We start from the raw sequence: 22,912 nt of genomic DNA, 5'->3' as shown, positions 1-22,912 counted from the left end.
AAACAAAGGGGCGGGTTCAGGCCGCGAAGGCGGCCCGCCCCTTGAGGCGCTCATGCTCTTTGGCGGCAAAGCGGTCGGTCATGCCGGCGATGTAGTCGGCCACGACCCGCTCGGGCTTGGCGCCTGCGGCATGCGGCGCGTCGACGCCGTCAAAGCGCTCGCTGTGGGCCTGCGGCATCTGCGCCGGGTCGGCCATATAGGCCTCGAACAGCTCGCCGACCACCTGCTTGGCCGCCTGCGTGGTTTCCACCACCTTGGGGTGGCGGTAGAGGTTTTTCAGCAGGAAGCGCTTGAGCGACGCGGACTGCTGCGCCATCTCCGGCGTGAAGCAGACCAGGGCCGGCTGCTGGCGCACCTCGTCGGCACTGGCAGGCGCCGCCTTGTGGACGGCCGCCCACGTTGCATCCATCACGTTGTAGACCTGGGCGCTGAGCATGCGGCGTATGGTTTCAAACAGCAGCCGGCGGCCCTGCAGGCCGGGATAGGCCAGCCGCGTCTCGCGGCAGTACTGGCTGAAGAGCTCAACGTCCTCGAGCTGCTCCAGCGTGAGCAGGCCCGAGCGCACACCGTCGTCGATGTCGTGCGCGTTGTAGGCGATCTCGTCGGCCAGGTTGGCAAGCTGCGCTTCCAGGCTGGGCTGCTGCCAGCGCGGGCCTTCGGCGGGCTGATCCACAAAACGGCGCGCCACCCCACCCGGCTCGCGCGACTCGATGCGCCGCGCATTGCGCTTGGAGCAATGCTTGAGGATGCCCTCGCGCGTCTCGAAGCTGAGGTTCAGGCCGTTGTAGGCCGGGTAGCGCTCTTCCAGCACATCCACGACGCGCAGGCTTTGCAGGTTGTGCTCGAAGCCCGCGCTCTCGGGGTGGCCGGCCTTGAGGCAGGCGTTCAGGGCATCCTGGCCGGCGTGGCCGAAAGGCGTGTGGCCCAGGTCGTGCGCCAGCGCGATGGCTTCCACGAGGTCCTCGTTGAGTTGCAGCGTGCGGGCGATGGAGCGCCCCAGCTGCGCGACTTCCAGCGAGTGGGTCAGTCGGGTGCGGAACAGGTCTCCCTCGTGGTTGAGGAACACCTGGGTCTTGTAGACCAGGCGGCGAAAGGCTGTTGAATGCACGATGCGGTCGCGGTCGCGCTGGAAGTCGGAGCGCGTGGGCGCCACCGGCTCGGTGTAGCGGCGGCCGCGCGACAGCGCGGGATCACAGGCATAGGGCGCCAGGGTCATGGTTCACGCTCTCCAGGCGTTAAGCGCAGCACAGGTCTATCACTTCGCGCACCAGCGCGTCGGGCGCACTGCGAAGCGCCGCTTTACCCGGGCCGTCGATCACGATAAAACGGATTTCACCGGCCTCGGATTTTTTGTCGACACGCATAAGCTCCAGGTAGCGGCCCGCGTTGTCCGCGGCCGACAGCACCGGCGCCTTGACCGGCAAACCGGCACGCTGGATAAGCCGCGTCAGCCGCTCGACAAAAGCCGTGTCGACCAAGCCCAGGCGAGCGGACAGCTGCGCGGCCATCACCATACCGCAGCCCACGCCTTCGCCATGCAGCCATTCACCGTAACCCAGGCCGGACTCAATCGCGTGGCCGAAGGTGTGGCCGAAGTTCAGGATGGCGCGCAGGCCGGCTTCACGTTCGTCCTGCCCCACCACCCAGGCCTTGATCTCGCAGCTGCGTTTGATCGCGTGGGCCATGGCCGCGGGCTCCCTGGCCAGCAGGCCTTCAAGATTGGCCTCTATCCATTCCAGGAAGGCCATGTCGGCAATCGGGCCGTATTTGATGATTTCGGCCAGGCCCGCGCTGAGCTCACGCGCGGGCAGGGTCTGCAGCGCATCAAGGTCACAGACCACCAGCAGGGGCTGGTAGAAGGCGCCTATCATGTTCTTGCCCAGCGGGTGATTGATCGCCGTCTTGCCGCCCACCGAGGAATCCACCTGCGCCAGCAGGGTTGTGGGCACCTGCACAAAGGGCACGCCGCGCATATAGCTGGCCGCGGCAAAGCCGGTCATGTCGCCCACCACGCCGCCGCCCAGCGCGAACATCACCGTCTTGCGGTCGCAGCCGTTCTCGAGCAAGGCGTCAAAGATCAGCTGAAGCGTTTGCCAGTCCTTGTGGACCTCGCCGTCGGGCAAGGTCACCAGCAGCACCTTGCCATAACGCTGGCGCAGCGCCTGGCTCAATTGCGCCGCATACAGGGGAGCCACCGTGGTGTTCGACACCACCAGCGCGGTGGCGGCTTTCGGGAGATCCTGGTAAGTCAGCGCATTGCCGAGAAGGCCGTTGCCGATGGCGATCGGGTAGCTGCGATCGCCCAGCTCGATCTGGACCCGCGCCGCCGCGGAAGGGGAATTTGCGTGCATAAGTGGGAGTGTAGAGGCACTCGCCCGCCTTGGGTGCGTCGGCTTGCAAGGCAAAACGACGCAAGCGCTCAGGGCGCGGGCAGCAATCCCGCCAGCTCCAGCTGCATGAGAATCATGTTGACCAGGGTGGACACCGAGGGGCGCCCGGTCTCGATGACGAAGTGAGCGGTTTCCCGGTACAGGGGATCGCGGGCCGTATAGAGGTCCCTGAGCCTGGCCAGCGGATCGGCGACCTGGAGCAGGGGCCGGTTCTGGTCGTGCCGCAGGCGGCGAAACACCTCTTCGGGAATGGAATGCAGGTACACCACCTGCGCGCGCTCGCGAAGGTGCCGGCGGTTGGCGGGACGCAGCACGGTCCCGCCGCCGCTGGACAGCACGCAGGCTTGGCCCTGGGTCAGCTCATCGATGACCTGCTGCTCGATATCGCGGAAGGCGTTCTCGCCCTCGCGTTCGAAAAACTCGCGGATGGAGCAGCCGATGCGCTGCTCGATCACCTGGTCCGAATCAATGAAGCGCAGCCCCATCTTGCGGGCCAGATGCCGGCCGACAGTGGACTTCCCCGAACCCGGCAGGCCCACGCAGGCGATTCTCAACGGGTTTGCATTCAATGGAGTCTGGAGGCGTTCGCCCCGGGATGCGTGAATAGAGGGTGGAAAATGGGCCGGTTTCACAAACGCGACAGGCCCCAAAGGGCCCGCCGTTACCTGCATTTTCCCACCAAACCGGCCCCGCCTTGCGCGGCCGGCTCCGCGGGGCTCAGCGCAGCGCCGAGCCGTTGGTCAGCATCTTGGGGGTGATGAACACCAGCAGTTCGGATTTCGTGGCCGAGCGCGTCTTCTGTTTGAAGAGATTGCCGACGCCTGGCAGGTCGCCCAGCAGCGGAACCTTGGTCTCGGCATCGCGATCGTTCTGCTCAAAAATGCCGCCTATCACCACAGTCCCGCCGTTTTCCACCAGGACTTGCGTCTGGATGTGTTTGGTGTCGATGGCAAAGCCGTTGGCCGTTTCGCGGCCTACGCTGTCCTTGTTCACGTCCACGTTCAGGATGATGTTGCCCTCAGGAGTGATCTGCGGCGTGACCTCGAGCTTCAGATTGGCTTTGCGGAAGCTGATAGACGTGGCACCACTGGAGGTCGCCTGCTGGTACGGGAGTTCCGTGCCCTGCTCAATCAACGCCTTGACCTGGTCGGCCGTGACAACCCGTGGGCTGGAGACAATCTTGGATTTGCCGTCGGCTTCGGAAGCGGAAATCTCGAGGTTCAGGAATCGCGTTTTTGCGGCATTGAACAGGGAGACGGCAAAGGTCGCCGCCGAGAAACCGTTCTGGCCTACAGCCGGCAGGCTCAGGAATTCACCGGCATTGGTGCCCGCCGTCGTGGCGCTGTAGCTGCCGCCGAACGCCGAGTTGGTGTTCTGGTTGAAGGGCCGCCCGCCCAGCCGCACACCCAGCGACCTCCCGAAGCTGTCCGAGGCCTCGACAATGCGCGCCTCGATCAGCACCTGGCGAACCGCCACATCCAGTTTGGCGATCAGGTTCTGGACCTGCTCCAGCCTGGACGGAATGTCGGTCACGAACAACTGGTTGGTCCGGGGCTCGGCAATAACGCTGCCGCGCTGGGACAGGATGCGGGCGCTGGCCGGACCACTGCCGCCGGCGGTAATCTGTGTCGCAAGATCCGCGGCCTTGGCGTAATTGATCTGGAAGGACTGGGTGCGGACTGGCTCCAGGCTCTGGATGGCGTTACGCGATTCCAGGTCGAGTTTGTCCTTGGCCGCCAGCTCGTCCTTGGGCGCAATCACCAGCACGTTGCCGTTTTTGCGCATGCCCAGGCCCTTGGACTGGAGAATGATGTCCAGCGCCTGGTCCCAGGGAACGTCCTTGAGCCTCAGCGTGACGCTACCCGTCACGGAATCGGAAGTGACGATGTTGAAGTTCGTGAAGTCGGCGATCACCTGCAGCAGGGAGCGAATTTCAATGTTCTGGAAATTCAGGGACAGCTTCTCGCCGGTGTAGCCCGGGCCCTGCGTCAATTTGGTTGGGTCGGCCTTCACTGGGCGAATCTCCAGCACAAACTGGTTGTCGCTCTGGTAAGCGCTGTGCTCCCAGTCGCCCTTGGGTTCCACCACCATGCGGACCTTGTCGCCGGTCTGGAAGGTCGTGACGGTTTGCACCGGTGTGCCGAAGTCGCCCACGTCCAGCCGGCGGCGCAAGCCTTCGGGCAAGGCCGTCTTCAGGAATTCAACCACCAGGGTCTGGCCCTGCTGGCGTATGTCGACACCCACCTCGTTGTTGGACAGGCCCACGACGATGCGGCCGGCGCTGTCGGTTCCACGGCGGAAGTCCACGTCCTTGAGCGGAAGGATGTCGCGGTTGCGGCTTTCCGCAAATACCTGCGCCGGTGGCGCGGCTGCCGCCGCGCCGGCGGCGGTGGAGTCCAGCGTGATCACCAGCGATTTGCCCTGGATATCAGCCTTGTAAGTCGATGGCGCCTTGAGATTGAGCACCACGCGGGTCCGCTCGCCGGCTTGCACCACGTTCGCCGAACGCAGGTTTCCCAGGTTCATATCCACTGCGGACCGCCCCATGCCATTGCTGACGCCGGGGAAGTCCAGCGCGATGCGCGCGGGCGACTGGATAGTGAAGCCGGAGGGAATGGCGGTCAGGGGCTCGGCCAGGTCGATGCGGATGATCTCGGAACTTCCCTGGACCGAACCGCTCACCGATTGAATCGAATTCTGGGCCTGTGCGGCCTGCGGCAGCGTTGCTGCCATCAACGACAAAGCAATGCCGAACGAAGCGCCGCGCAACACACGTTCAAGCAAACGCTTCAGGCCGCCTCCCGTACCTTCTGCCTCTAATGCCCATGTTTGCTTGTTCATTTTGATCCCTCTAATAGCTGTAAAGTCGCCGTCCGCTCAATCCATTCGCCCGCAGCGTCCTGCACGATCTCACGCAGGGAAAGGCTTGTTTCACCCACCTGCGTGATACGGCCGTAATTCTGCCCAAGATAGTTGCCGACCCGGACCTGGTAAATCAGGTTGTCCACCTTGACCAGCGCCACCGGCTGGCCTACCTTGATCAGGCTTCCGACCATGAAGGTCGCGTCCAGGGGGTAGGCCTCCAGGGGTTCCTTGCGCCGGCTCAACTCAGGCGCGATCAGGCCCGCATTGGCCGTCGCCTGGTTGGAGTCGCGCTTGAGCGCCTGTGTCAATTTCTGGTTGCTGAAAGGCTCAGTGGCGCCTTCCTGGTTATAGGCCTGCGGCGCGAACTTGGTGGGTTCGGGCAGCGGATCGACCTTGGGTCGGGTGGCGTTGCGCTGCTCCGTCATCCATTGCTGCAGCTCTTCCTGTTCGGACGAACCGCAACCGGCCAGAGCCAGCAGCGTCAACATCAAACTGCCTGTCAGCACATAGCGGTTAAGTTTCATTTTTTGGCTCCCGGGGCGCTCTTGCGCTGCAGGGCCACTTCCTCGGGATCGAGGTAGCGGAATGTCTTGGCCGTGGTGTCCATGACGAGGTTGCCGTCCTTGGCGGGCACCAGACTCAGGTTGTTCAGAGTCACGATGCGGGAGAGATTCGCGATGTCCGCGGCAAAAGCGCCAATATCGTGATAACGGCCCGTGACGCGCACCGCGATGGGCAATTCGGCGTAGTACTCCTTGACACTTACCTGCCCCGGCCGGAACAGCTCGAACTGCAGGCTGCGGCCCAGGCCGGCCTGGTTGATGTCGGACAGCAAGGCATCCATTTCAGCCTTGCTGGGCAGTTGCTTTTCCAGCTGGGTCACATACTGCTGCACCTGTTCGCGCTGCTTTTTCAGCGCGTCGAGATTTACAGCTTGCACCAGCTTCTTCTTGTAGTCTTCCCTGAGCTGGACTTCCTTGGCCTGCTCGGCCGTCAGTTCCTCGTCGGAGGAACTCAGCCAGACAAACCACAGCGCGACCACCACGAGGACCGTGACGCCGACGCACAGAAGATAGCGCGGCAACGCAGGCCATGAAGGCGGGTCATTGGGATTAAGCCCGGAGAACTGTGCCTTCAGGCTGTTTTGGATCGCCGAGAAATCGACGGAGATTTTTGGAATTTTTGCCATGATCGTTCAACCTGCTTCAGGCCTTGGCCGGGATCGCCGTGGCCGCCGGGGCGGCACCAGGGGCCGAGCCTGCCGGCGCCGAAACGGGCGCCTTGGGCGCGGAGGCGCGCTTGAGCCCGACACGCATGGAGAAATTGGACACGCGCCGCTGGTCGCGCGGGGTCAGCGACACCGTGCTGGCGGTGATTTCAACCAGTTCCGGCCGGGTCAGCCAGGGGCTGTTGTTGGCCAGGTTGCGCAGCAGCTCGGAAACCCGCTCGTTGGACTGGGCCACGCCGGTGATAAACACCGTCTGGTTGTCCTGCTTCATGCTGTTGATGTATACGCCGTCGGGCAGCTGCTTGACCAGCTCGCTGAGCAGGTAGACCGGCAGGTTGCGATTGCCTTGCAGGTCTTCCACCGCGTTCTGGCGCGCCCTCAGGGCAGCGATTTCCGCCTGCAGGGTGGAAATCTCCTTGATCTGGTTTTCCAGGCGCGTGATCTCGGTTTTCAGGAAGTTGTTCTTGCTGCGCTGGCTTTCGATCTGGGCCAGGTACCAGGAGTACACGGCACCGCAAATCAGGCCGCCGATCAAGGCAGCGACGCCAAGGGTTGCGAAAAAGGTTTCGCGCCTGCGCTTGCGCGCGGCTTCGCGGTGCGGGAGCAGATTGACCAGAATCACTGCAGAAACCTCCGCAAAGCCAGACCGCAGGAGGTCAGGTAAGACGACGCCTCGCGGCGCATTTTCTTTTCCCGCACGCTGTCACCGAGCTCCATGCCCTCGAAGGGATTGGCCAGGAGACAGGCGAACGAGGTCTGCTGCGTGACGGAATCAGTCAGCCCGGGCAGGGCGGACGAGCCGCCGGCCAGCATGACATAGTCCACCTTGTTGTGCGGGGTGCTGGTAAAGAAGAACTGCAGGGCGCGGCCGATTTCCTGGGCCATGCTTTCCACAAAGGGTTTCAGGACGCCGGAGCCGTAGTCTTCGGGCAGATCGCCGCTGCGCTTCTTGCTCTCGGCCTCTTCGGGCGAAAACCCATACTGGCGCACGATCAGCTGCGTCAACTGGGCGCCGCCGAAGGCCTGGTCGCGCTCGTACAGCACTTCGTCGTTCTTGATGACCTGCATGCTGGTGGTCAAGGCGCCGACCTCAAACAGGGCAACCATGGTGTCCACCCCCTTGTTAGGCAGGTTTTCGATCAGGCGGGCGGTTGCCAGGCGTGACGCGTAGGACTCCACGTCGATCACGATGGGCTTGAGGCCCGCGGCTTCCGCCAGGCCTTCCCTATCCTGGACCTTTTCCTTGCGCGAAGCGGCAATCAGCACCTCGACGTCGCCGGTGGAGGTGGAACTGGGCCCTACCACGCAGAAGTCCAGGCTGACCTCGTCCAGGGAGAAGGGAATATATTGGTTGGCCTCGGACTCGACCTGGGTTTCGAGTTCGGCGTCCGTCATGCCTCCGGGGAGGATGATTTTTTTGGTGATGACCGCGGAAGCGGGCAGCGCCATGGCGACGTTTTTGGTGCGGGTTCCGCTCTTTTTGACCAGGCGGCGCACGGCGTCGGCGACTTCGTCGAATTTCTCGACGTTGCCGTCCGTGATCCAGCCGCGCTCCAGGGGCTCGATCGCGCAGCGATCCAGCACCAGGTTACCGGCCTTGTCACGGCTCAACTCCACCAGCTTGACGCTGGACGAACTGATATCCAAACCCAGCAAAGCGGGTTGTTGGCGGTTGAATAACGATCCCAGAGAGATCAAGGCAGTCCCCAAATGACGGCTAATATGTAGCCCTGCATACTTAAGAAATCACTTGAATAGTAGCAGTAAGCTCTTTGTGCAGTAAGGATTTTTCCTGTTCTGCGCATCCAGAACGTTGTCAAAAGCCGACGCTTGTAACTGAGTGCAAGTGGGCCGGCGGGGCCAAAACGATGTCTGCAAACGTAAAAATGTGATGCTCCGCAAGCTGCCCGATATCCCCCGGTTTCCAGGATTTTTATAATAGTGACGCGACTTTACGATTGCCTACATGCCCTCCACGCCCACCTCTCCTGATTCAAACTCCGGCCCGGCCAAGCCAAGCTCCTCCGGCAAGTCCTGGCTGCCGCGCTGGCTGGTCAAGTTCCTGTTGTGGAGCACGGGCCTGTTGCTGGCGGGCGTCGTCAGCGTCCTGCTGTTCGTGGCCGTGGCCCTGTCGGTCGCCTACCCCAACCTGCCCGATATCTCGGACCTGGTGGACTACCGGCCCAAGCTCCCGCTGCGCGTTTATTCCGCCGACGGCGTGGTAATCGGCGAGTTCGGCGAGGAACGGCGCAGCCTGACCCCCATCCAGGACATCCCCCAGGTCATGAAGGATGCCGTGCTGGCCATCGAGGACGCGCGCTTTTTCTCCCACGGCGGCGTCGACTACCTCGGCGTGATCCGGGCAGGACTTGCGAACGTCGGCCGTGCTAAAGCCCAAGGCGCCTCCACCATCACCATGCAGGTGGCCCGCAATGTCTACCTCTCGGCGGAAAAAAGCTATACCCGCAAGATCTATGAAATCCTGCTGACCTTCAAGCTGGAGCACATGCTGAGCAAGGACCAGATCCTTGAGATCTATATGAACCAGATCTTCCTGGGCAACCGGGCCTACGGCTTTGCCGCGGCCTCGGAGGCCTATTTCGGCAAGCCGCTCAAGAACATTTCCATTTCCGAAGCGGCCATGCTGGCCGGCCTGCCCAAGGCGCCGTCGGCCTACAACCCCATCATCAACCCCAAACGCGCCCGGGCTCGCCAGCTCTACATCATCGAGCGCATGGAGGAAAACGGCTTCATCACGGCCGAGCAGGCCAAAGTCGCCAAGGAAGAGCCCCTGAAGGTCAGGACCGGGCCCGACGCCGGCCGGGTGCATGCCGAGTACGTGGCCGAGACCGTGCGCCAGCTGGTCTACAACCAGTACGGCGACGAAACCTACACCCGCGGCCTGAACGTCTACACCACGCTGCGCGCCACCGACCAGACCGTGGCCTACAAGGCGCTGCGCAAAGGCATCATGGATTACGAGCGCCGCCAGATCTACCGCGGCCCCGAGAAATTCATAGACCTGCCCGTCAATCCCCAGGAAACCGAGGACGCCATTGACGACGCGCTGACCGACAACCCCGACAACGGCGACGTGATGTCGGCCGTGGTGCTGGAGGCCAATCCCAAGCGCATCCTGGCCATGCGCCAGAACAGCGAAACCGTCGAAATCACCGGCGACGGCCTCAAACCCGCGCAGTCCGGCCTGGCCGAGAAGGCCGGCCCGAATATCAAGATACGCCGCGGCGCCCTGATCCGCGTGGCGAAAACGCCGAAAAACACCTGGGAAATCACCCAGCTGCCCGAGGTCGAGGGCGCATTCGTGGCGCTGGACCCGCGCGACGGCTCCATACGCGCGCTGGTGGGCGGCTTTGACTTCGAGAAAAACAAGTTCAACCACGTCACCCAGGCCTGGCGCCAGCCCGGCTCCAGCTTCAAGCCCTTTATCTACTCGGCCGCGCTGGAAAAAGGCTTCACCCCGGCCACCGTGGTCAACGATGCCCCCCTGTTCTTCGATGCCGGCGTGACCGGCGGCCAGCCCTGGGAGCCGAAAAACTACGACGGCACTTTCGACGGCCCCATGAGCCTGCGCACCGGCCTGAAAAAATCCAAGAACATGATTTCCATCCGCATCCTGCAGGCCATAGGCGCGCCCTACGCCCAGGACTGGATCACCCATTTCGGCTTTGAGGCGGAAAAACACCCGGCCTACCTGACCATGGCACTGGGCGCCGGCTCGGTCACACCCATGCAGATGGTGACCGCCTACTCCGTGTTCGCCAATGGCGGCTACCGCGTCAATCCCTACCTGGTCACCAAGATCACCGACCAGCGCGGCAAGGTGCTGCTGGAGACCAAGCCTCCCGCGCTGGACGAGTCGGCCCGCGGCATAGACGCGCGCAATGCCTTCATCATGGACAGCCTGCTGCAGGAAGTCGCACGCTCGGGCACGGCAGCCAGGGCGCAAGCCACACTCAAGCGGCCCGACCTCTACGGCAAAACCGGCACGACCAACGACTCCATAGACACCTGGTTCGTGGGTTTCCAGCCCACGCTGGCGGCGGCGGTCTGGATGGGCTACGACACGCCCAAAAAGCTGGGCGACCGGGAAACCGGCGGCGGCCTGAGCCTGCCGATCTGGATCAATTACATGGAATACGCCCTCAAGGGCGTGCCGGTCGCCGAATACCCGCCGCCCGAAGGCGTCGTCAATGTGGGCAACGAGTGGTATTACAGCGAGTACGCCCGGGGCTCGGGCGTCAGCACCGTGGGCGTCCAGCAGGACCCGGCGGCCGCCAATGCCGGCCAGCCGGCCGCCCCGGGCGGCCCGATCCAGGTCTTGCCGCCTTCGGACGAGAAAAAGCGCATCCTGGATCTGTTCAAGAACTAAGCAGGCGGCGCGGCCCGCATGAAAAAGCGGCCCTCCCGGGGCCGTTTTTTATTTCCGGCAAAGCTTCCGGAACCTCAGTCCTGTGCCCTGAACGCCAGTGGCTGGCCGGCCTGCTCGCTGGCATAACGCGACAAATTGGCGAAGAACTCGCTGGAATCCTTGGTGTCGGCCCAGCGCCCTTCCCTGTATTTATAGTGAAACCCGCCGGCCTTGGCCGCCATCCAGATTTCCTGCAAGGGCTTTTGCAGGTTGATCACGATCTGGCTGCGGTTGGAAAATGTCAGCGTGACCATGCCGCCGGTGCGCTGGTTATCGATGTCCGCGTTGGTTTCATCGTTGATCCGGTCGCAGGCCGCTTCCACCGCCTGGAGCGCGCGTTCGGCCAGATCCTGGTATTCAAGGTCCGTCATTACAATCCCGTCATGGTTTCTTCAGTTCAAATTTTAGGTCGCCGCCGCAATCCCGCCTTACGGTATGGCCTTGCCGCCATTGTGGCCGGCGCCGCGCTGCTGGCCGGTTGCGGCCAGAAAGGCCCGCTGTACCTCCCGGTGCCGCCCAAGGTTCCAGCTACGGCCCGCCCCACCCAGCCCGCCACCACGCTTCCCGAGGCGCCGGTCACGGCGACTACACCGGCCTTGCCGGCTTCCGCCGCTCGCTAAGCCACCGCCCGTATTTGCCCGCCCGCGCCGCCAGGTTTCAGGCCATTACCGGCCTGAACCTTCAAATCCAAGGCGGCGGCTGAAATTCACCTTGAATCGGTCATGGCGCGCAGGCCGCGCGCTCCTTAAGATACCCCGAACCCTCACAGCCCACTCACTCCCATGACCCGTCCATCCCTCCCCGGCCATCCGCATTTCGCCTACCGCGAGGGCGAGCTCTTTGTTGAAAACCTCAGCCTGCGCGAGCTCGCCGCCACGCACGGCACGCCGCTCTTCGTCTATTCCAAGGCCGCCATGCTGTCGGCGCTGGCCGCCTACCAGCGAGGTTTTGCCGGCCGCGACGCGCAGATCTGCTACGCCATGAAGGCCAACTCCTCGCTGGGCGTGCTGCAGGTCTTCGCGCGCGCCGGCTGCGGCTTCGACATTGTCTCGGGCGGCGAGCTGGACCGCGTGCTGGCCGCCGGCGGCGAGGCCGGCAAGATCATTTTTTCGGGCGTGGGCAAAACCCGCGCCGAGATGCGACAGGCGCTGGCCGCCGGCATAGGCTGCTTCAACGTCGAGAGCGAAGCCGAGCTGGACGTGCTGTCCGAAGTCGCGCTGGCCCAGGGCCTGCGCGCGCCCGTCAGCATACGCGTCAACCCCAATGTGGACCCCAAGACCCATCCCTATATTTCCACGGGCCTGAAGGACAACAAGTTCGGCGTGGCACATGAGGATGCGCTGCGCATCTACCGGCATGCGGCTTCGCTCAAGGGCCTGCGCGTGGTCGGCATCGATTGCCACATCGGCTCGCAGATCACCGAGGCCACGCCCTACCTCGACGCCATGGACCGGGTGCTGGACCTGGTGGCCTCCATCGAAGCCGCCGGCATTGCGCTGGAACACATCGATTTCGGCGGCGGCCTGGGCATCAACTACAACAACGACACCCCGCCCGAGGCCGATGCCTTGTGGCAGCAGTTGCTGGCCCGGCTCGACGCGCGCGGCTACGGCGGCAAAAAACTCATGATCGAACCCGGCCGTTCGCTGGTCGGCAATGCCGGCGTGTGCCTGACGCAAGTTCTGTACGTCAAGCCCGGCGAGCACAAGAATTTCTGCATCATCGACGCGGCCATGAATGACCTGCCGCGCCCCGCCATGTACCAGGCTTTCCACGCCATCGTCCCGCTATCGGCCGTCGCCACCCAAGGCGTGCCCGAAATGACGTACGACGTGGTCGGGCCGGTTTGCGAAAGCGGCGACTGGATAGGCCGGGACCGCGCGCTCGCCGTGGCGGCGGGCGACCCGCTGGCCGTGATGTCGGCCGGCGCCTACTGCATGAGCATGGCCAGCAACTACAACACCCGCGGCCGCGCGGCTGAAGTGCTGGTGGACGGCGACAAGGCACACCTGATACGCCGCCGCGAAAGCGTGCAAGACCAGATGCGGCAGGAACAGCTGGTGGACGGCTGAAGGCCGGCGGCGGTGCCAGCTACGGCAGCTGTCGCTAGGACAGCTTGCCGCGCACGCCGTAGGCGGGCTGCGGCTTCTTTTTCCTGAGAAACTGCTGCACGCGCCAGCCCAGCAGTACCGCGATGATCGCGGCGTAGACAAACACCTCGGCGAAATTGTTCTTGCCCGCGCGCATCCAGAAAAAATGCAGCAGCCCCAGGCCGGCGATCAGGTAAACCAGCTTGTGCAGCCACTGCCAGCGCTTGGCACCCATGGCTTTGATCGCGGCGTTGAAAGACGTGGCCGCCAGCGGCGTCAGCAGCACAAAGGCCGAAAAGCCCACCAGGATGAAAGGCCGCTTGGCGATGTCCTTGGCAATGTCTGCAAAGTCGAAGCCCATGTCGAACCAGCTGTAGCTCAGCAGGTGGACGACCACATAGAAGTACGCGAACAGCCCCAGCATGCGCCTGAACCGTGCCAGCGACGGTGTACCACTGATGACCCGCAGCGGCGTGACCGCCAGGACGATGCAGATAAACCGCAGCGTCCAGTCGCCGGTCGCGCGTATCAGCGCTTCGGCCGGGTTGGCACCCAGCTGGTTGGTAAAGGCGCCGTAGAACAGCCAGGCAAAAGGCAACAGGCAGGCGACGAAGAGTATGGGTTTCGCGGCAGGATGCAGCAACCATTTTTGCCGCGATGCCAACAGGGTGGCCATCAGAAATTCTTCTTGAGGTCCATGCCGGCATAGAGCTGGCCCACCTGGGCTTCGTAGCCGTTGAACATCAGGGTCTTGCGCTTCTTGGCGAACAAGCCGTCTTCGCCGATGCGGCGTTCGGTGGCCTGGCTCCAGCGCGGGTGATCCACCTCAGGATTCACATTCGAATAAAAACCGTACTCCTGCGCCGCGGCCTTGTTCCAGGCCGTGCGCGGCTCCTTGTCGGTGAAGCGGATCTTGACGATGCTTTTGCCGCTCTTGAAGCCGTACTTCCAGGGCAGCACCATGCGCACCGGCGCGCCGTTCTGGTTGGGCAGCACTTCGCCGTACATGCCGAAAGCCAGCAGCGCCAGCGGGTGCATGGCTTCGTCCATGCGCAGGGCTTCCACATAAGGCCAGTCGAGCACGCGCGAGCCCACAAAAGGCATGGTCTTGGGATCGGCCAGGGTGATGAACTCGACGTATTTGGCGCTGCCCAGGGGCTCGACCTTCTTGATCAGCTCGGACAATGAATAGCCGACCCAGGGAATCACCATGGACCAGCCCTCGACGCAGCGCAGGCGGTAAATACGCTCTTCCTGTGGAGCCAGCTTGATGAGGTCTTCCAGCGTGAAGGTCTTGGGCTGCTTGACCAGGCCCTCGACGGCCACCGACCAGGGTTTGGTCACCAGCGTATGGGCATTCCTGGCCGGGTCGGCCTTGTCGGTGCCGAACTCGTAGTAATTGTTGTAGCTGGAGGCGTCTTTGTAGTCGGTGATTTTTTCCAGGGTCACCGCGCCGGCCACCGCCGACTTGCCGCCGGGCAGGGCCGCGAGCTTGCCGGGTTTTTGCACCGTCTGCGCCATCGCCTGGCGCCCCGCCCAGCTGGCCATGGCCGCACCCGCGGCGCCCGTGGCCATGAGCTTGATCAGGTCGCGGCGGCCGTGGTAAATGCCCTGCGGCGTGATCTCACTGGGAACAGGGTGGTCGAAGCCGCTGGCGTGGGTTTTGATGAGCATGGGGCGTCCTTGATAAATCCGTTATGGCTTAGTCTGAATACGCGTCAGGTTCTTACACGGATTCAGCCGGGGGCTTCTACAAGGACTCCTCGCCGGCTACAAGGTTCCGTAGCTGTGCAGGCCCGATAGGAACATGTTGACGCCCAGGAAGGCAAACGAGGTGACCGCCAGCCCCACCAGGGCCCACCAGGCGGCAACCGTGCCTCGCAAGCCCTTCATGAGCCGCATGTGCAGCCAGGCCGCGTAGTTGAGCCAGACGATCAGCGCCCAGGTTTCCTTGGGGTCCCAGCTCCAGTAACCGCCCCAGGCCTCGGCGGCCCACAGGGCGCCCAGCACCGTGGCGATGGTGAAGAAGGCAAAGCCGACGGCAATCGCCTTGTACATCACGTCGTCCAGAATCTCAAAGCTGGGCAGGCGCGCCGCGATGCGCTTGCGGCCCAGCAGGATGCCGGCGGCGATCAGCCCCGACACCGCCAGGTAGCCGACCCAGTAGTAGCTGCCGCCCACTTCGGCCGGCGACTTGCTGCGAAACACGATGGGCACAAAACACAGCACCACACCCAGCAGCCACAGCGGCGTAAGCCGGTACCACTGCTTTTCGTCGGCTTGCTGCTTGATCAGGTAAGACAGCGACACCATGGCGGCCAGCGAGAACATGCCGTAGCCGATGAAGTTGGCCGGCACATGCAGCTTCATCCACCAGCTTTTGAGGGCGGGCACCAGCGGCTGGATTTCATGGGCTTCGCGCACCACGGTGTACCAGAGCAGAAAACCAACCGCGGCACTGACCACCAGCATCACGAACGCGCCCAGCGCGCGCGTGTTGTACTGCGATTCGAAGTAGAGGTAGAAGGCCGCCGTCATCCAGCAAAACAGCACGAAGACTTCATACAGGTTGCTCACGGGAATGTGGCCGACGTCGGCGCCGATCAGGTAGCTCTCATACCAGCGCACCAGCGTGCCGATCAACGCCATGCCGACGGCAACCCAGGCGATTTTGGAACCCAGCGACTCCAGCGTGCCGCTTTGGCCTTTGGCGAACATCCCCAGCCAGTAAAAAATCGTGCTCATGAAAAACAGCACGCTCATCCACAGGATGGCCGACTGGCTGGAGAGGAAGTACTTGAGCCAGAACACCTGATCGGCCCGCGCGAGATCGCCCTGGTAGGACGCAATGCCCAGCAAGGCAAAGACACTCACCACCACCATGAGCACCCGCAGCGGCCGCCAGAACCAGCCCATCGCGACGGCCGCCGGAATGGCCGCCAGCAGGATGCCTTTTTCGTAGACGTCCATGAACGCGCCGTAGCGCGCGAAGGCGTAGAGAAAGCCGCCGGCGACCAGCGCGGCAAAGACCCAGTCCAGCACGTTGCGCCGCGCGAAATAGCCCTCATTGAGGCTGAGCGTGCTGTCGCCGCCGGCCTTCAGCGTGGTGGTGTTCACCGCCGTGGTGTTGATGGTGGAGGTATTCATTGGGGAGCCTGCAACAGTTTCGTTTTCAACATCTCGAACTCCTTGTCGCCATCCATCGTTTTGCGGTTGGTGGACAAGGCCATGGTGGCCTGGCTGCTTACAGCTGATTCTGGCACTGAACCCACGCCATTGCCACCCTCGACCTGGGCACCGTCTTTGCCGCGCGGCGCCAGCCAGACCCAGACGCGGCGCTCGCGCACATAGAGCATGGCGAACACGCCGAGGATCAGCAAAGCGCAACCCAGGTACACAATGGTCTTGCCTGGGGCGCGCGCCACCTGGAACACGCTGGCCTGGACCTGGGTGAAATCCTTGAGTTCAAAGGCCATGGGCGCGGGGTAAAAATGGGCGTCCGACAGGCTCAGCACCATCTGCGACATAAAGCCCAGGGTTTTTTCGTCCTGCGGCATGGGCTTGAGCCCGGCCTGCTCGCGCGTCATCTGGGCCAGCTCAAACAGCGCGCCGTTGAGGATGCGCACCAGCACCTCGCCGGCGCGGTTGCGCTCGGCCTCGGGCACGTTGGCCTCCATGAAGTCGGATATCGCCTGCAGGCCCGCCGTGGTCTTTCCATTGCCGTTGGCCGCATCGGGGCCGCTGCCGGCGAACAGCGCCAGCGCGCGCGAGGCCGAGGCCGCAAGCTGCTGCGCCAGTTCGGGCCGGTCGCGGCCTATGGCCTGGCTGGCATAGCGCTTGACGGCCAGCTCGCGCTGGGCCGGATTGGCCAGCGCGGCGCGCAGGCGCAAGAAGGTGTCCATGCCGCCTTCGGCATCGACCGGGATGCGCAGGTACTGGAAGGGGGCCGAGGGCGTCTCGCGCACGCCCAGCAGGTAGACCGCCGGGCTGTTTTCGCCGGGGTCGGTCTTGACCGGCAGCATGTAGTTGTGGAACTCGCGGGCCTGGCCGGCGGCGTCGCGCAGCTTGTAGCTCACGCTGGGCCCGACGTTGCGCAGCTCTTTTTGCGTGACCGTCTTGTTGGCCGCGCCCAGCCGCGAATCGATGGCCTGGTGCAGGTCGACCTTGCGCACGTCGGCGCCCGAGCCGGCCATGCTGCCGCCCGAGGCGAAGTTTTCGACGTTGATGACGCGCAGCGCGGTGTACTCGAGCGTCAGTTTTTCGGCGCCCTCGCCCTGGCCGTTGCTCAGGCTGCTGGTGCCGCCTATCGTGCCCTGGATTTCAAACGGCTTGGTGGCCGCCGCCATGGGAATGGCCTTGAGCGTGACGCTGGAGCCGCCGTCGTCAAAGCTGGACTGGTAAATCTCGATGCCGCGATGGCGCGCCGGGTGGTTGACTTCCACGCGCGCCGGAATCTTCTCGCCGGTTTCCTTGTCGTGGATGATGATGTCGCTGGCGAACAGCTTGGGCATGCCGGTCGAGTAGTACTCGACGATGAATTTTTTCAGCTCGATGGAAAACGGCAGCTCCTGCAGCAGCACGCCGCCGGGCTGGTTCAGGATGGCGGTGCCGGACTGCGTGCCCTCGGCCACCAGCAGGTTGGCGCGAAAGGTCGGGTTGCTGTCGCTCAGGCGGTATTTCGCCGGCACGTCGGCGATCAGGCCGCCGCCGGTGTAGATGGACTTTCCATTGAGCCACATCTGCGCGCGCACGATCATGTCGCCGTCCAGCAGGCCGCCCACGCACACCAGCACGATGGCGCTGTGCGCCGCGATGTAGCCCAGCTTGTTGGCCGCGCCCTTCTTGGCCGCCACCATCCAGCCGCCGCCTTCGGGCGTCTGGCGCTGCTGCAGCTTGACCTTCCAGCCGCTTTGCACCAGCGTCTGGCCGATGCGGCGCGCGGCGGCTTCGGGCGCTTCGGCCAGCGCGGCTTCGGCGCGGTGGCCGAAGGCCTTGAGGCTTTGCTCGCGGACGTTCTCCTTGAGCTGGCTCAGGTCCGCCAGGATTTTGGGCGTGTTGCGCGCGATGCACAGCGAGGTGGAAATGACCAAAAAGGCCAGAATCAGCAAAAACCACCAGGCGCTGTAGACGGTGTTCAGGCTCAGCAGGCTGAAGGCCTGCGCCCAGAACGGGCCGAATTGGTTCACGTAATTGCCCAGCGGCTCCGCCTGCTTGAGCACCGTGCCGATGATGGACGCGATGCAGATCACCGTCAGCAGCGAAATGGAAAACCGCATGGACGACAGCAGTTCCACCGACGCCCGCAAGCTGCGGGAGCCCCAATTGACCTTCAAACCCTGGGTGGAAACTGTCATGCTTTAAGTGGAACCGGATCGGCTGGCGGCAGCCGGCAAGGGAAAAAGAAAAAGGCGGGCCTTCATCAGAAAGACCCGCCTTGGTGTGATTGGTTTTAGCGGCTTGGGTTCAATACTGCAGTCGGCCTGCGTGTATTTTCAGCAAAAAAGCCCGCCTCCTGGCGGGCAGCGGCTCAGCGCAAGCCGGCAATGTAGTCGGCCAGCGCGCGGATTTCGCGGTCGTTGAGCTTGGCGGCGACCTGGGTCATGGGGATGCTGTTCTTGCGGCCGCCGTCACGGAAAGCCGTCAGCTGCGTCACGGTGTAGTCGGAGTGCTGGCCGCTCAGGCGCGGGTACTGGGAGGGAATGCCGGCGCCGGTCGGGCTGTGGCAGCCCGCGCAGGCGGCGATCTGGCGATCCTGCACGCCGCCGCGGTAGATGCGCTCACCGAGGGCGACCAGTTCCTTGTCCTTGGCAAAGCCGGTCTTGGCTTTTTTCGAGGTAGCCCAGTAGGCGATGTTTTTCATGTCGTCGTCGGACAGCGCCGAGGCGAAGCCCTGCATGATGGGGTTTTTGCGCTTGCCGGATTTGAACTCCTGCAGCTGCTTGACCAGGTATTCGGGGTGCTGCTGCGCCAGCTTGGGATTGGCCGGCGTGCCGGAATTGCCGTCGGCGCCGTGGCAGCTCGCGCACACGGCGGCGAAGCTGGCCTCGCCCTTGACCAGGTCGGGTTTGGCAACCTTGGCCGGAGCCGCTGCGGCGGCCGGGGCGGCATCGTGCGCGGGTGCGGCTGCTTCGCCGGCGGCGAAGGACGATACGGCGGGCACGGCCAGCAAAGCGGCCAGGAGGGAAGTAACGAACAGCTTCATATCGGGGGTTTTAATTGGTTGGCGCACAAAACGTATAACTTTCTGATTTTACAATGGCTTCAGGGCACCCCCGATTATTCGGGGTCTTGCCGCGGCAAGCCGCCAGGAGTTCCCTGCCGGTTGACGGCCTCCCAAGCCCCGCCCACAGGGGCTTTGGCCCCTTTCAACGCATGCCGCCGGCATGCAAACGACCTTCAGGGACCGCCCGACCATGACCTCCGCACCGCCGCCCAAACCAGCCCCCGCCGCACCCGGCGCCCCCGATCCCAAGATCGCCATGGGCTGGCTGCACACGGCCAAGTTCCTCACTACGGCGCCCGAGCTCAAGCATCTGCCGCGCGTCGACGTGCCCGAAATCGCTTTTGTGGGCCGCTCCAACGCGGGCAAATCCACCTGCATCAACACGCTGACGCAGCAGCACAGGCTGGCTTTTGCCTCCAAGACACCCGGGCGCACACAAAGCATCAACCTGTTCAGCCTGGGCAAGCAGGGCGTGATGGACGCGGTGCTGGCCGACCTGCCGGGTTACGGCTATGCGGCCGTGCCCAAGGAAGCCAAATACCGCTGGCAGCAGGTGATGGGCAATTATTTGCAGACACGCGACAACCTCAAAGCCGTGGTGCTGCTGTGCGACCCGCGCCTGGGCCTGACCGAACTCGACGAAATCCTGCTCGACGTGATCCGGCCGCGCGTCGAGGAAGGATTGAAATTCCTGGTGCTGCTGACCAAATCGGACAAGCTCAACAAGACCGAGGCGGCCAAGGCGCTGTCCATTGTGCGACTGCAGGCCGGCGGCGGAGACGTCAAACTCTTTTCTTCGCTGAAGCGCCAGGGCGTCGAGGAAGTCGCCCAGCATTTGTGGGACTGGGCGCACCCGGCCGACCATGAAAAACCGGGCAGGCCCGCCAAGGATGCGCCCGACGACTTGCCTGAAATCAACGATTGAGGCCGGCCGGCGCTTTCGGCCCCGGATAGAAAGCCTAGCGCCATGATTGAAACCCGTTTGCAGGCCCTGCCCCACGGCATCACCCTGTCCTGCCGCACCAGCGGCGCCAAAGGCCGGCCCGTGCTGATGTTTCTGCACGGCTTTCCCGAAGCCGCTTTTGTCTGGGACGGCTTGCTCGAACACTTTGCCCGGCCTGAAAACGGCGGCTTTCGCTGCATCGCACCCAACCTGCGCGGCTTTGAACAATCCAGCGCGCCCGCCGAGGCCGCCGCCTACCGGCCCAAGCACCTGGTGCAGGACATCGCGGCACTGGTCGCGCTGGAGGGTGGCCAGCTCGAATGCCTGGTGGCCCATGACTGGGGTGGCGCCGTGGCCTGGAACCTGGCGGCCGGCCATCCGGCCTTGATGAAAAAACTGGCCATCATCAACTCGCCCCATCCCGGCACTTTTTTGCGCGAGCTGCAGCATTCGCCGGCGCAGCAGGCCGCCAGCGCCTACATGAATTTCCTGATCCGCCCCGACGCCGAGGCGCTGCTGGCCGAGGACGACTTTCGCCGCCTCTGGGAGTTTTTCACCCACATGGGCGCGGCCGACGGCCCGCACGCCTGGCTCACCGATGCGCTGCGCGAACAATACCGCGGCATCTGGCGCCAGGGCCTGACCGGCCCCTGCAACTACTACCGCGCCTCGCCGCTGCGCCCTCCCCGGCCGGGCCCGCCGCACAACGACCCGGCCGCGGCCGCCGTGACGATTCCGCGCGAGATGCTGGAAGTTCACCTTCCCACCCTGGTGCTCTGGGCCATGGACGACATCGCCCTGCCGGCAGCCCTGCTGGACGGCCTCGAAGACTACGTGCCGCAAATGACATTGCAGCGCATCGCTGGTGCGACCCACTGGATCCTCCACGAACAGCCGGCCTTGGTGGCGGCCTGCCTGCGAGATTTTTTGCGCTAGCGGCCGCGGGCCTGCGCCAGCTCAATACATCGAAGGGTCGCCCTCGGGCCGGGTCTTGAAGCGCTTGTGCACCCAGTAGTACTGCGCCGGCATGGCTTCAATGTAGTCGCGCAGCCGCGCGTTCATGAGCGCGGTGTCGGCCACCGGGTCTTCACTGGGGAAATCGTCCCAGGCCGGCAGTACCTGCACCTCGTAGCCGGCGGCGGTGATGCGCGGCAGCAGCGGCAGCACCTTCGCGCGGCCCAGCCTGGCAAAGCGCGAGAGCGATGGCACGGTGGCAGTGGGCACGCCGAAAAACGGCACAAACACCGAATCGTCGGGGCCGAAATCCATGTCCGGCAGCAAATAGAGGGGCTGGCCTTCGCGCAACGCCGCGACGATGGGTTTGACGCCGGCGGCGCGGCCGAACAGCCGCAGGTTGCCGAAGCGCCGGCGCCCGCGCAGTATCCAGCGGTCCACCAGCTTGTTGGACTGGTCGGTGTAAATCGTGGTGGAAGGCCTGGGCATTTGCAGCGCCACCGCGGTCCAGGCCGCGTCCAGGCCCACAAAATGCGGCAGGAAAATCACCGTGGGCGCATTACCCGCGAGCTCTTCAACCGCGCCTGTCAGGTGCACGCGGCGCTGCACCCAGGCTTTGGGTGCATGCCACAGCCAGGCGCGGTCCAGCCAGGCCTGGGCGAAGTACACAAAAGTCTGCACATTCAGGCGGCGCCGCTCTTCGGTGGAAAGCGCCGGGAAACACAGGGCCAGGTTGGTGTCCACCACGCGCCGGCGCGCACCCACCACGGCATACAACACCCAGCCGAGCAGCACGCCCAGGCCGCGCGTCCAGGAAAGCGGCACCAGGGCCAGCAGCTGCATAAAAAGAATGCCGCCGCGGGTTACGAGCCGGCTGGCCATCTGGCGGACAGTCTTCACAGCGGTGCTTCCTTGCGTGGTGTCTTGTAGCGCGCGTAGCCCCACAGGTACTGGCCGGGCTGGCTCAGCACGATGGCTTCAATCGCGCGGTTGATCTGCGTCACGGCCTGCAGCAGCTCGGCGCGCGGCTTGCCGGCATCGTCGGGTTGGACCCCCTGGACCGCCGGCCATATCTTGAGGAAGTAGCCGCTGCCATGCGGCAAGCGCTCGCAGCTCACCGGCAGCAGCACCGCCCCGCTTTGCAGCGCCAGCCGCGCCGCCAGGGTCATGGTGTAAGCCGGTTTGCCGAAGAACGGCGCCCAGACGCCCAGCCCCTCGGGCGGCACCTGGTCGGTCAGCAGCGCCACAGCCTGGTTGGCCTTGAGGGTTTTGTGCATCAGGCGTATGCCGCTCAGGGAGGCCGGAACCACGGTGAGGTTGGCGCGGTCGCGCGCCAGGCGCTCCAGCCGCGCCAGCCAGGCCTTGCGCGCGGGCCGGTAGATCGCGGTGATGGGCCCGTACAGCTCGGCCAGCGCCTGCGGGCCCAGCTCGAAGCTGCCGCAGTGCGGGCCGAAAAAAATCACACCTCGGCCTTGCGCGAAAGCGCTTTCGGCATGGGCCTGGCCCTCCACGCGCACATTGCCCAGGCAGGATTCCGTGGCGGGCCGCATCCACAGCTTGGGCAGCTCGGCGATAAAGCGCCCGGCCTCGGCGATCGCCGGGCGGGCCAGCTCAAAGGGCAGGCCGGCCTGCGCCACATGGGCGCGGAACTGCGCGCGGTAGCGCGGGCTCAGCGCCCAGACCAGCCAGCCCAGCCCGGCGCCCAACGCATGCAGGGCGGCCAGCGGCCAGAGGGCAAAAAATCGGAACAACCAGGGCATTGATCAGGCAAAAGGGGTATTGATGGGCCA

The 22,912-nt window shown here is 64.2% G+C and carries 21 protein-coding genes; 5 read left to right on the top strand and 16 right to left on the bottom strand.

The genetic code is table 11. The features are described from left to right. Positions 1–16 precede the first annotated feature (16 nt). The 8 genes from AC1DUN_RS12505 to AC1DUN_RS12470 all read right to left on the bottom strand — a co-directional run bounded on the left by AC1DUN_RS12505 (position 17) and on the right by AC1DUN_RS12470 (position 8,181). The gene (locus AC1DUN_RS12505; RefSeq protein WP_477714237.1) at positions 17–1,216 is read right to left on the bottom strand and encodes a deoxyguanosinetriphosphate triphosphohydrolase; all 1,200 of its coding nucleotides are present in this window, start codon (positions 1,214–1,216) and stop codon (positions 17–19) included. 19 nt (positions 1,217–1,235) lie between these two features. Next, positions 1,236–2,351, bottom strand: a complete 1,116-nt coding sequence (gene aroB / locus AC1DUN_RS12500) for a 3-dehydroquinate synthase (protein ID WP_477714236.1) — start codon at positions 2,349–2,351, stop codon at positions 1,236–1,238. 68 nt (positions 2,352–2,419) lie between these two features. Continuing rightward, complete coding sequence (locus AC1DUN_RS12495; RefSeq protein WP_477714235.1) at positions 2,420–2,944, bottom strand: shikimate kinase; 525 nt, start codon at positions 2,942–2,944, stop codon at positions 2,420–2,422. A gap of 163 nt (positions 2,945–3,107) precedes the next feature. After that, entirely contained in the window at positions 3,108–5,231 is a 2,124-nt protein-coding gene (locus tag AC1DUN_RS12490; protein ID WP_477714234.1) for a type IV pilus secretin PilQ, read from the bottom strand. Beyond that, positions 5,228–5,779: a pilus assembly protein PilP gene (locus AC1DUN_RS12485; protein ID WP_477714233.1), complete on the bottom strand. Its 552-nt coding sequence runs from the start codon at positions 5,777–5,779 to the stop codon at positions 5,228–5,230. The genes AC1DUN_RS12490 and AC1DUN_RS12485 overlap by 4 nt, the downstream gene beginning before the upstream one ends. Further along, positions 5,776–6,444, bottom strand: a complete 669-nt coding sequence (locus AC1DUN_RS12480) for a type IV pilus inner membrane component PilO (protein WP_477714232.1) — start codon at positions 6,442–6,444, stop codon at positions 5,776–5,778. Before AC1DUN_RS12480 ends, AC1DUN_RS12485 begins: the two co-directional genes overlap by 4 nt. 16 nt (positions 6,445–6,460) lie before the next feature. Further along, positions 6,461–7,105, bottom strand: a complete 645-nt coding sequence (locus AC1DUN_RS12475; protein WP_477714231.1) for a PilN domain-containing protein — start codon at positions 7,103–7,105, stop codon at positions 6,461–6,463. Then, positions 7,102–8,181, bottom strand: coding sequence for a pilus assembly protein PilM (locus AC1DUN_RS12470; RefSeq protein WP_477714230.1), 1,080 nt, complete (start codon positions 8,179–8,181; stop codon positions 7,102–7,104). The genes AC1DUN_RS12475 and AC1DUN_RS12470 overlap by 4 nt, the downstream gene beginning before the upstream one ends. A 268-nt stretch (positions 8,182–8,449) precedes the next feature. On the opposite strand from AC1DUN_RS12470, the gene AC1DUN_RS12465 reads away from it, so the two are divergent. Then, positions 8,450–10,873, top strand: coding sequence for a penicillin-binding protein 1A (locus AC1DUN_RS12465; RefSeq protein ID WP_477714229.1), 2,424 nt, complete (start codon positions 8,450–8,452; stop codon positions 10,871–10,873). A gap of 74 nt (positions 10,874–10,947) precedes the next feature. Here the strand turns inward: AC1DUN_RS12465 and cyaY are convergent, their stop codons facing one another. Continuing rightward, positions 10,948–11,283: an iron donor protein CyaY gene (gene cyaY / locus AC1DUN_RS12460; protein WP_477714228.1), complete on the bottom strand. Its 336-nt coding sequence runs from the start codon at positions 11,281–11,283 to the stop codon at positions 10,948–10,950. A 12-nt stretch (positions 11,284–11,295) separates the two neighbouring features. Between cyaY and lptM the strand changes: the two genes are divergently transcribed. Both lptM and lysA read left to right on the top strand, forming a co-directional pair. Then, positions 11,296–11,532: an LPS translocon maturation chaperone LptM gene (lptM, locus tag AC1DUN_RS12455; protein WP_477714227.1), complete on the top strand. Its 237-nt coding sequence runs from the start codon at positions 11,296–11,298 to the stop codon at positions 11,530–11,532. 162 nt (positions 11,533–11,694) lie between these two features. After that, complete coding sequence (lysA, locus tag AC1DUN_RS12450; RefSeq protein WP_477714226.1) at positions 11,695–12,984, top strand: diaminopimelate decarboxylase; 1,290 nt, start codon at positions 11,695–11,697, stop codon at positions 12,982–12,984. Positions 12,985–13,018: 34 nt separating this feature from the next. On the opposite strand, the gene AC1DUN_RS12445 is transcribed toward lysA, so the two are convergent. The 5 genes from AC1DUN_RS12445 to AC1DUN_RS12425 all read right to left on the bottom strand — a co-directional run bounded on the left by AC1DUN_RS12445 (position 13,019) and on the right by AC1DUN_RS12425 (position 19,204). Beyond that, a complete protein-coding gene (locus tag AC1DUN_RS12445; protein ID WP_477714225.1) occupies positions 13,019–13,678 on the bottom strand; it encodes a protein-methionine-sulfoxide reductase heme-binding subunit MsrQ in 660 nt (219 codons plus the stop codon). Further along, positions 13,678–14,676: a protein-methionine-sulfoxide reductase catalytic subunit MsrP gene (gene msrP, locus AC1DUN_RS12440; protein ID WP_477714224.1), complete on the bottom strand. Its 999-nt coding sequence runs from the start codon at positions 14,674–14,676 to the stop codon at positions 13,678–13,680. Before msrP ends, AC1DUN_RS12445 begins: the two co-directional genes overlap by 1 nt. 96 nt (positions 14,677–14,772) lie before the next feature. Continuing rightward, entirely contained in the window at positions 14,773–16,149 is a 1,377-nt protein-coding gene (ccsB, locus tag AC1DUN_RS12435; protein WP_477714223.1) for a c-type cytochrome biogenesis protein CcsB, read from the bottom strand. Beyond that, positions 16,146–18,356 carry a cytochrome c biogenesis protein ResB gene (locus AC1DUN_RS12430; protein ID WP_477714222.1) on the bottom strand — a complete coding sequence of 737 codons (2,211 nt, stop codon included), beginning with the start codon at positions 18,354–18,356 and terminating at the stop codon, positions 16,146–16,148. Before AC1DUN_RS12430 ends, ccsB begins: the two co-directional genes overlap by 4 nt. Positions 18,357–18,529: 173 nt before the next feature. Continuing rightward, a complete protein-coding gene (locus tag AC1DUN_RS12425; protein ID WP_477714221.1) occupies positions 18,530–19,204 on the bottom strand; it encodes a c-type cytochrome in 675 nt (224 codons plus the stop codon). A gap of 211 nt (positions 19,205–19,415) precedes the next feature. Between AC1DUN_RS12425 and yihA the strand changes: the two genes are divergently transcribed. Both yihA and AC1DUN_RS12415 read left to right on the top strand, forming a co-directional pair. Then, positions 19,416–20,150: a ribosome biogenesis GTP-binding protein YihA/YsxC gene (gene yihA, locus AC1DUN_RS12420; protein ID WP_477661027.1), complete on the top strand. Its 735-nt coding sequence runs from the start codon at positions 19,416–19,418 to the stop codon at positions 20,148–20,150. Positions 20,151–20,192: 42 nt separating this feature from the next. Then, positions 20,193–21,104, top strand: coding sequence for an alpha/beta fold hydrolase (locus AC1DUN_RS12415; protein WP_477714220.1), 912 nt, complete (start codon positions 20,193–20,195; stop codon positions 21,102–21,104). 21 nt (positions 21,105–21,125) lie between these two features. On the opposite strand, the gene AC1DUN_RS12410 is transcribed toward AC1DUN_RS12415, so the two are convergent. Both AC1DUN_RS12410 and AC1DUN_RS12405 read right to left on the bottom strand, forming a co-directional pair. Next, entirely contained in the window at positions 21,126–22,022 is an 897-nt protein-coding gene (locus AC1DUN_RS12410) for a lysophospholipid acyltransferase family protein (protein ID WP_477714219.1), read from the bottom strand. Beyond that, on the bottom strand, positions 22,019–22,882 hold the full coding sequence (locus AC1DUN_RS12405; protein ID WP_007868238.1) for a lysophospholipid acyltransferase family protein: 864 nt from the start codon (positions 22,880–22,882) through the stop codon (positions 22,019–22,021). Before AC1DUN_RS12405 ends, AC1DUN_RS12410 begins: the two co-directional genes overlap by 4 nt. Between the last annotated feature and the right edge of the window lie 30 nt (positions 22,883–22,912).

It is taken from the genome of Polaromonas sp. P4_F6 (genome assembly GCF_056401275.1).
The sequence above is the reverse complement of the archived record's forward strand: the minus strand, read 5'-3'. Positions and strand labels throughout refer to the sequence as shown.

What these genes read in the sequence shown, in the direction of transcription:
- AC1DUN_RS12505 (WP_477714237.1), bottom strand. Translation starts at nt 1,216, where the DNA reads ATGACCCTGGCGCCCTATGCCTGTGATCCCGCGCTGTCGCGCGGCCGC.
- aroB (WP_477714236.1), bottom strand. Translation starts at nt 2,351, where the DNA reads ATGCACGCAAATTCCCCTTCCGCGGCGGCGCGGGTCCAGATCGAGCTG.
- AC1DUN_RS12490 (WP_477714234.1), bottom strand. Translation starts at nt 5,231, where the DNA reads ATGAACAAGCAAACATGGGCATTAGAGGCAGAAGGTACGGGAGGCGGC.
- AC1DUN_RS12485 (WP_477714233.1), bottom strand. Translation starts at nt 5,779, where the DNA reads ATGAAACTTAACCGCTATGTGCTGACAGGCAGTTTGATGTTGACGCTG.
- AC1DUN_RS12480 (WP_477714232.1), bottom strand. Translation starts at nt 6,444, where the DNA reads ATGGCAAAAATTCCAAAAATCTCCGTCGATTTCTCGGCGATCCAAAAC.
- AC1DUN_RS12465 (WP_477714229.1), top strand. Translation starts at nt 8,450, where the DNA reads ATGCCCTCCACGCCCACCTCTCCTGATTCAAACTCCGGCCCGGCCAAG.
- cyaY (WP_477714228.1), bottom strand. Translation starts at nt 11,283, where the DNA reads ATGACGGACCTTGAATACCAGGATCTGGCCGAACGCGCGCTCCAGGCG.
- lptM (WP_477714227.1), top strand. Translation starts at nt 11,296, where the DNA reads ATGGTTTCTTCAGTTCAAATTTTAGGTCGCCGCCGCAATCCCGCCTTA.
- lysA (WP_477714226.1), top strand. Translation starts at nt 11,695, where the DNA reads ATGACCCGTCCATCCCTCCCCGGCCATCCGCATTTCGCCTACCGCGAG.
- AC1DUN_RS12445 (WP_477714225.1), bottom strand. Translation starts at nt 13,678, where the DNA reads ATGGCCACCCTGTTGGCATCGCGGCAAAAATGGTTGCTGCATCCTGCC.
- msrP (WP_477714224.1), bottom strand. Translation starts at nt 14,676, where the DNA reads ATGCTCATCAAAACCCACGCCAGCGGCTTCGACCACCCTGTTCCCAGT.
- ccsB (WP_477714223.1), bottom strand. Translation starts at nt 16,149, where the DNA reads ATGAATACCTCCACCATCAACACCACGGCGGTGAACACCACCACGCTG.
- AC1DUN_RS12430 (WP_477714222.1), bottom strand. Translation starts at nt 18,356, where the DNA reads ATGACAGTTTCCACCCAGGGTTTGAAGGTCAATTGGGGCTCCCGCAGC.
- AC1DUN_RS12425 (WP_477714221.1), bottom strand. Translation starts at nt 19,204, where the DNA reads ATGAAGCTGTTCGTTACTTCCCTCCTGGCCGCTTTGCTGGCCGTGCCC.
- yihA (WP_477661027.1), top strand. Translation starts at nt 19,416, where the DNA reads ATGACCTCCGCACCGCCGCCCAAACCAGCCCCCGCCGCACCCGGCGCC.
- AC1DUN_RS12415 (WP_477714220.1), top strand. Translation starts at nt 20,193, where the DNA reads ATGATTGAAACCCGTTTGCAGGCCCTGCCCCACGGCATCACCCTGTCC.
- AC1DUN_RS12405 (WP_007868238.1), bottom strand. Translation starts at nt 22,882, where the DNA reads ATGCCCTGGTTGTTCCGATTTTTTGCCCTCTGGCCGCTGGCCGCCCTG.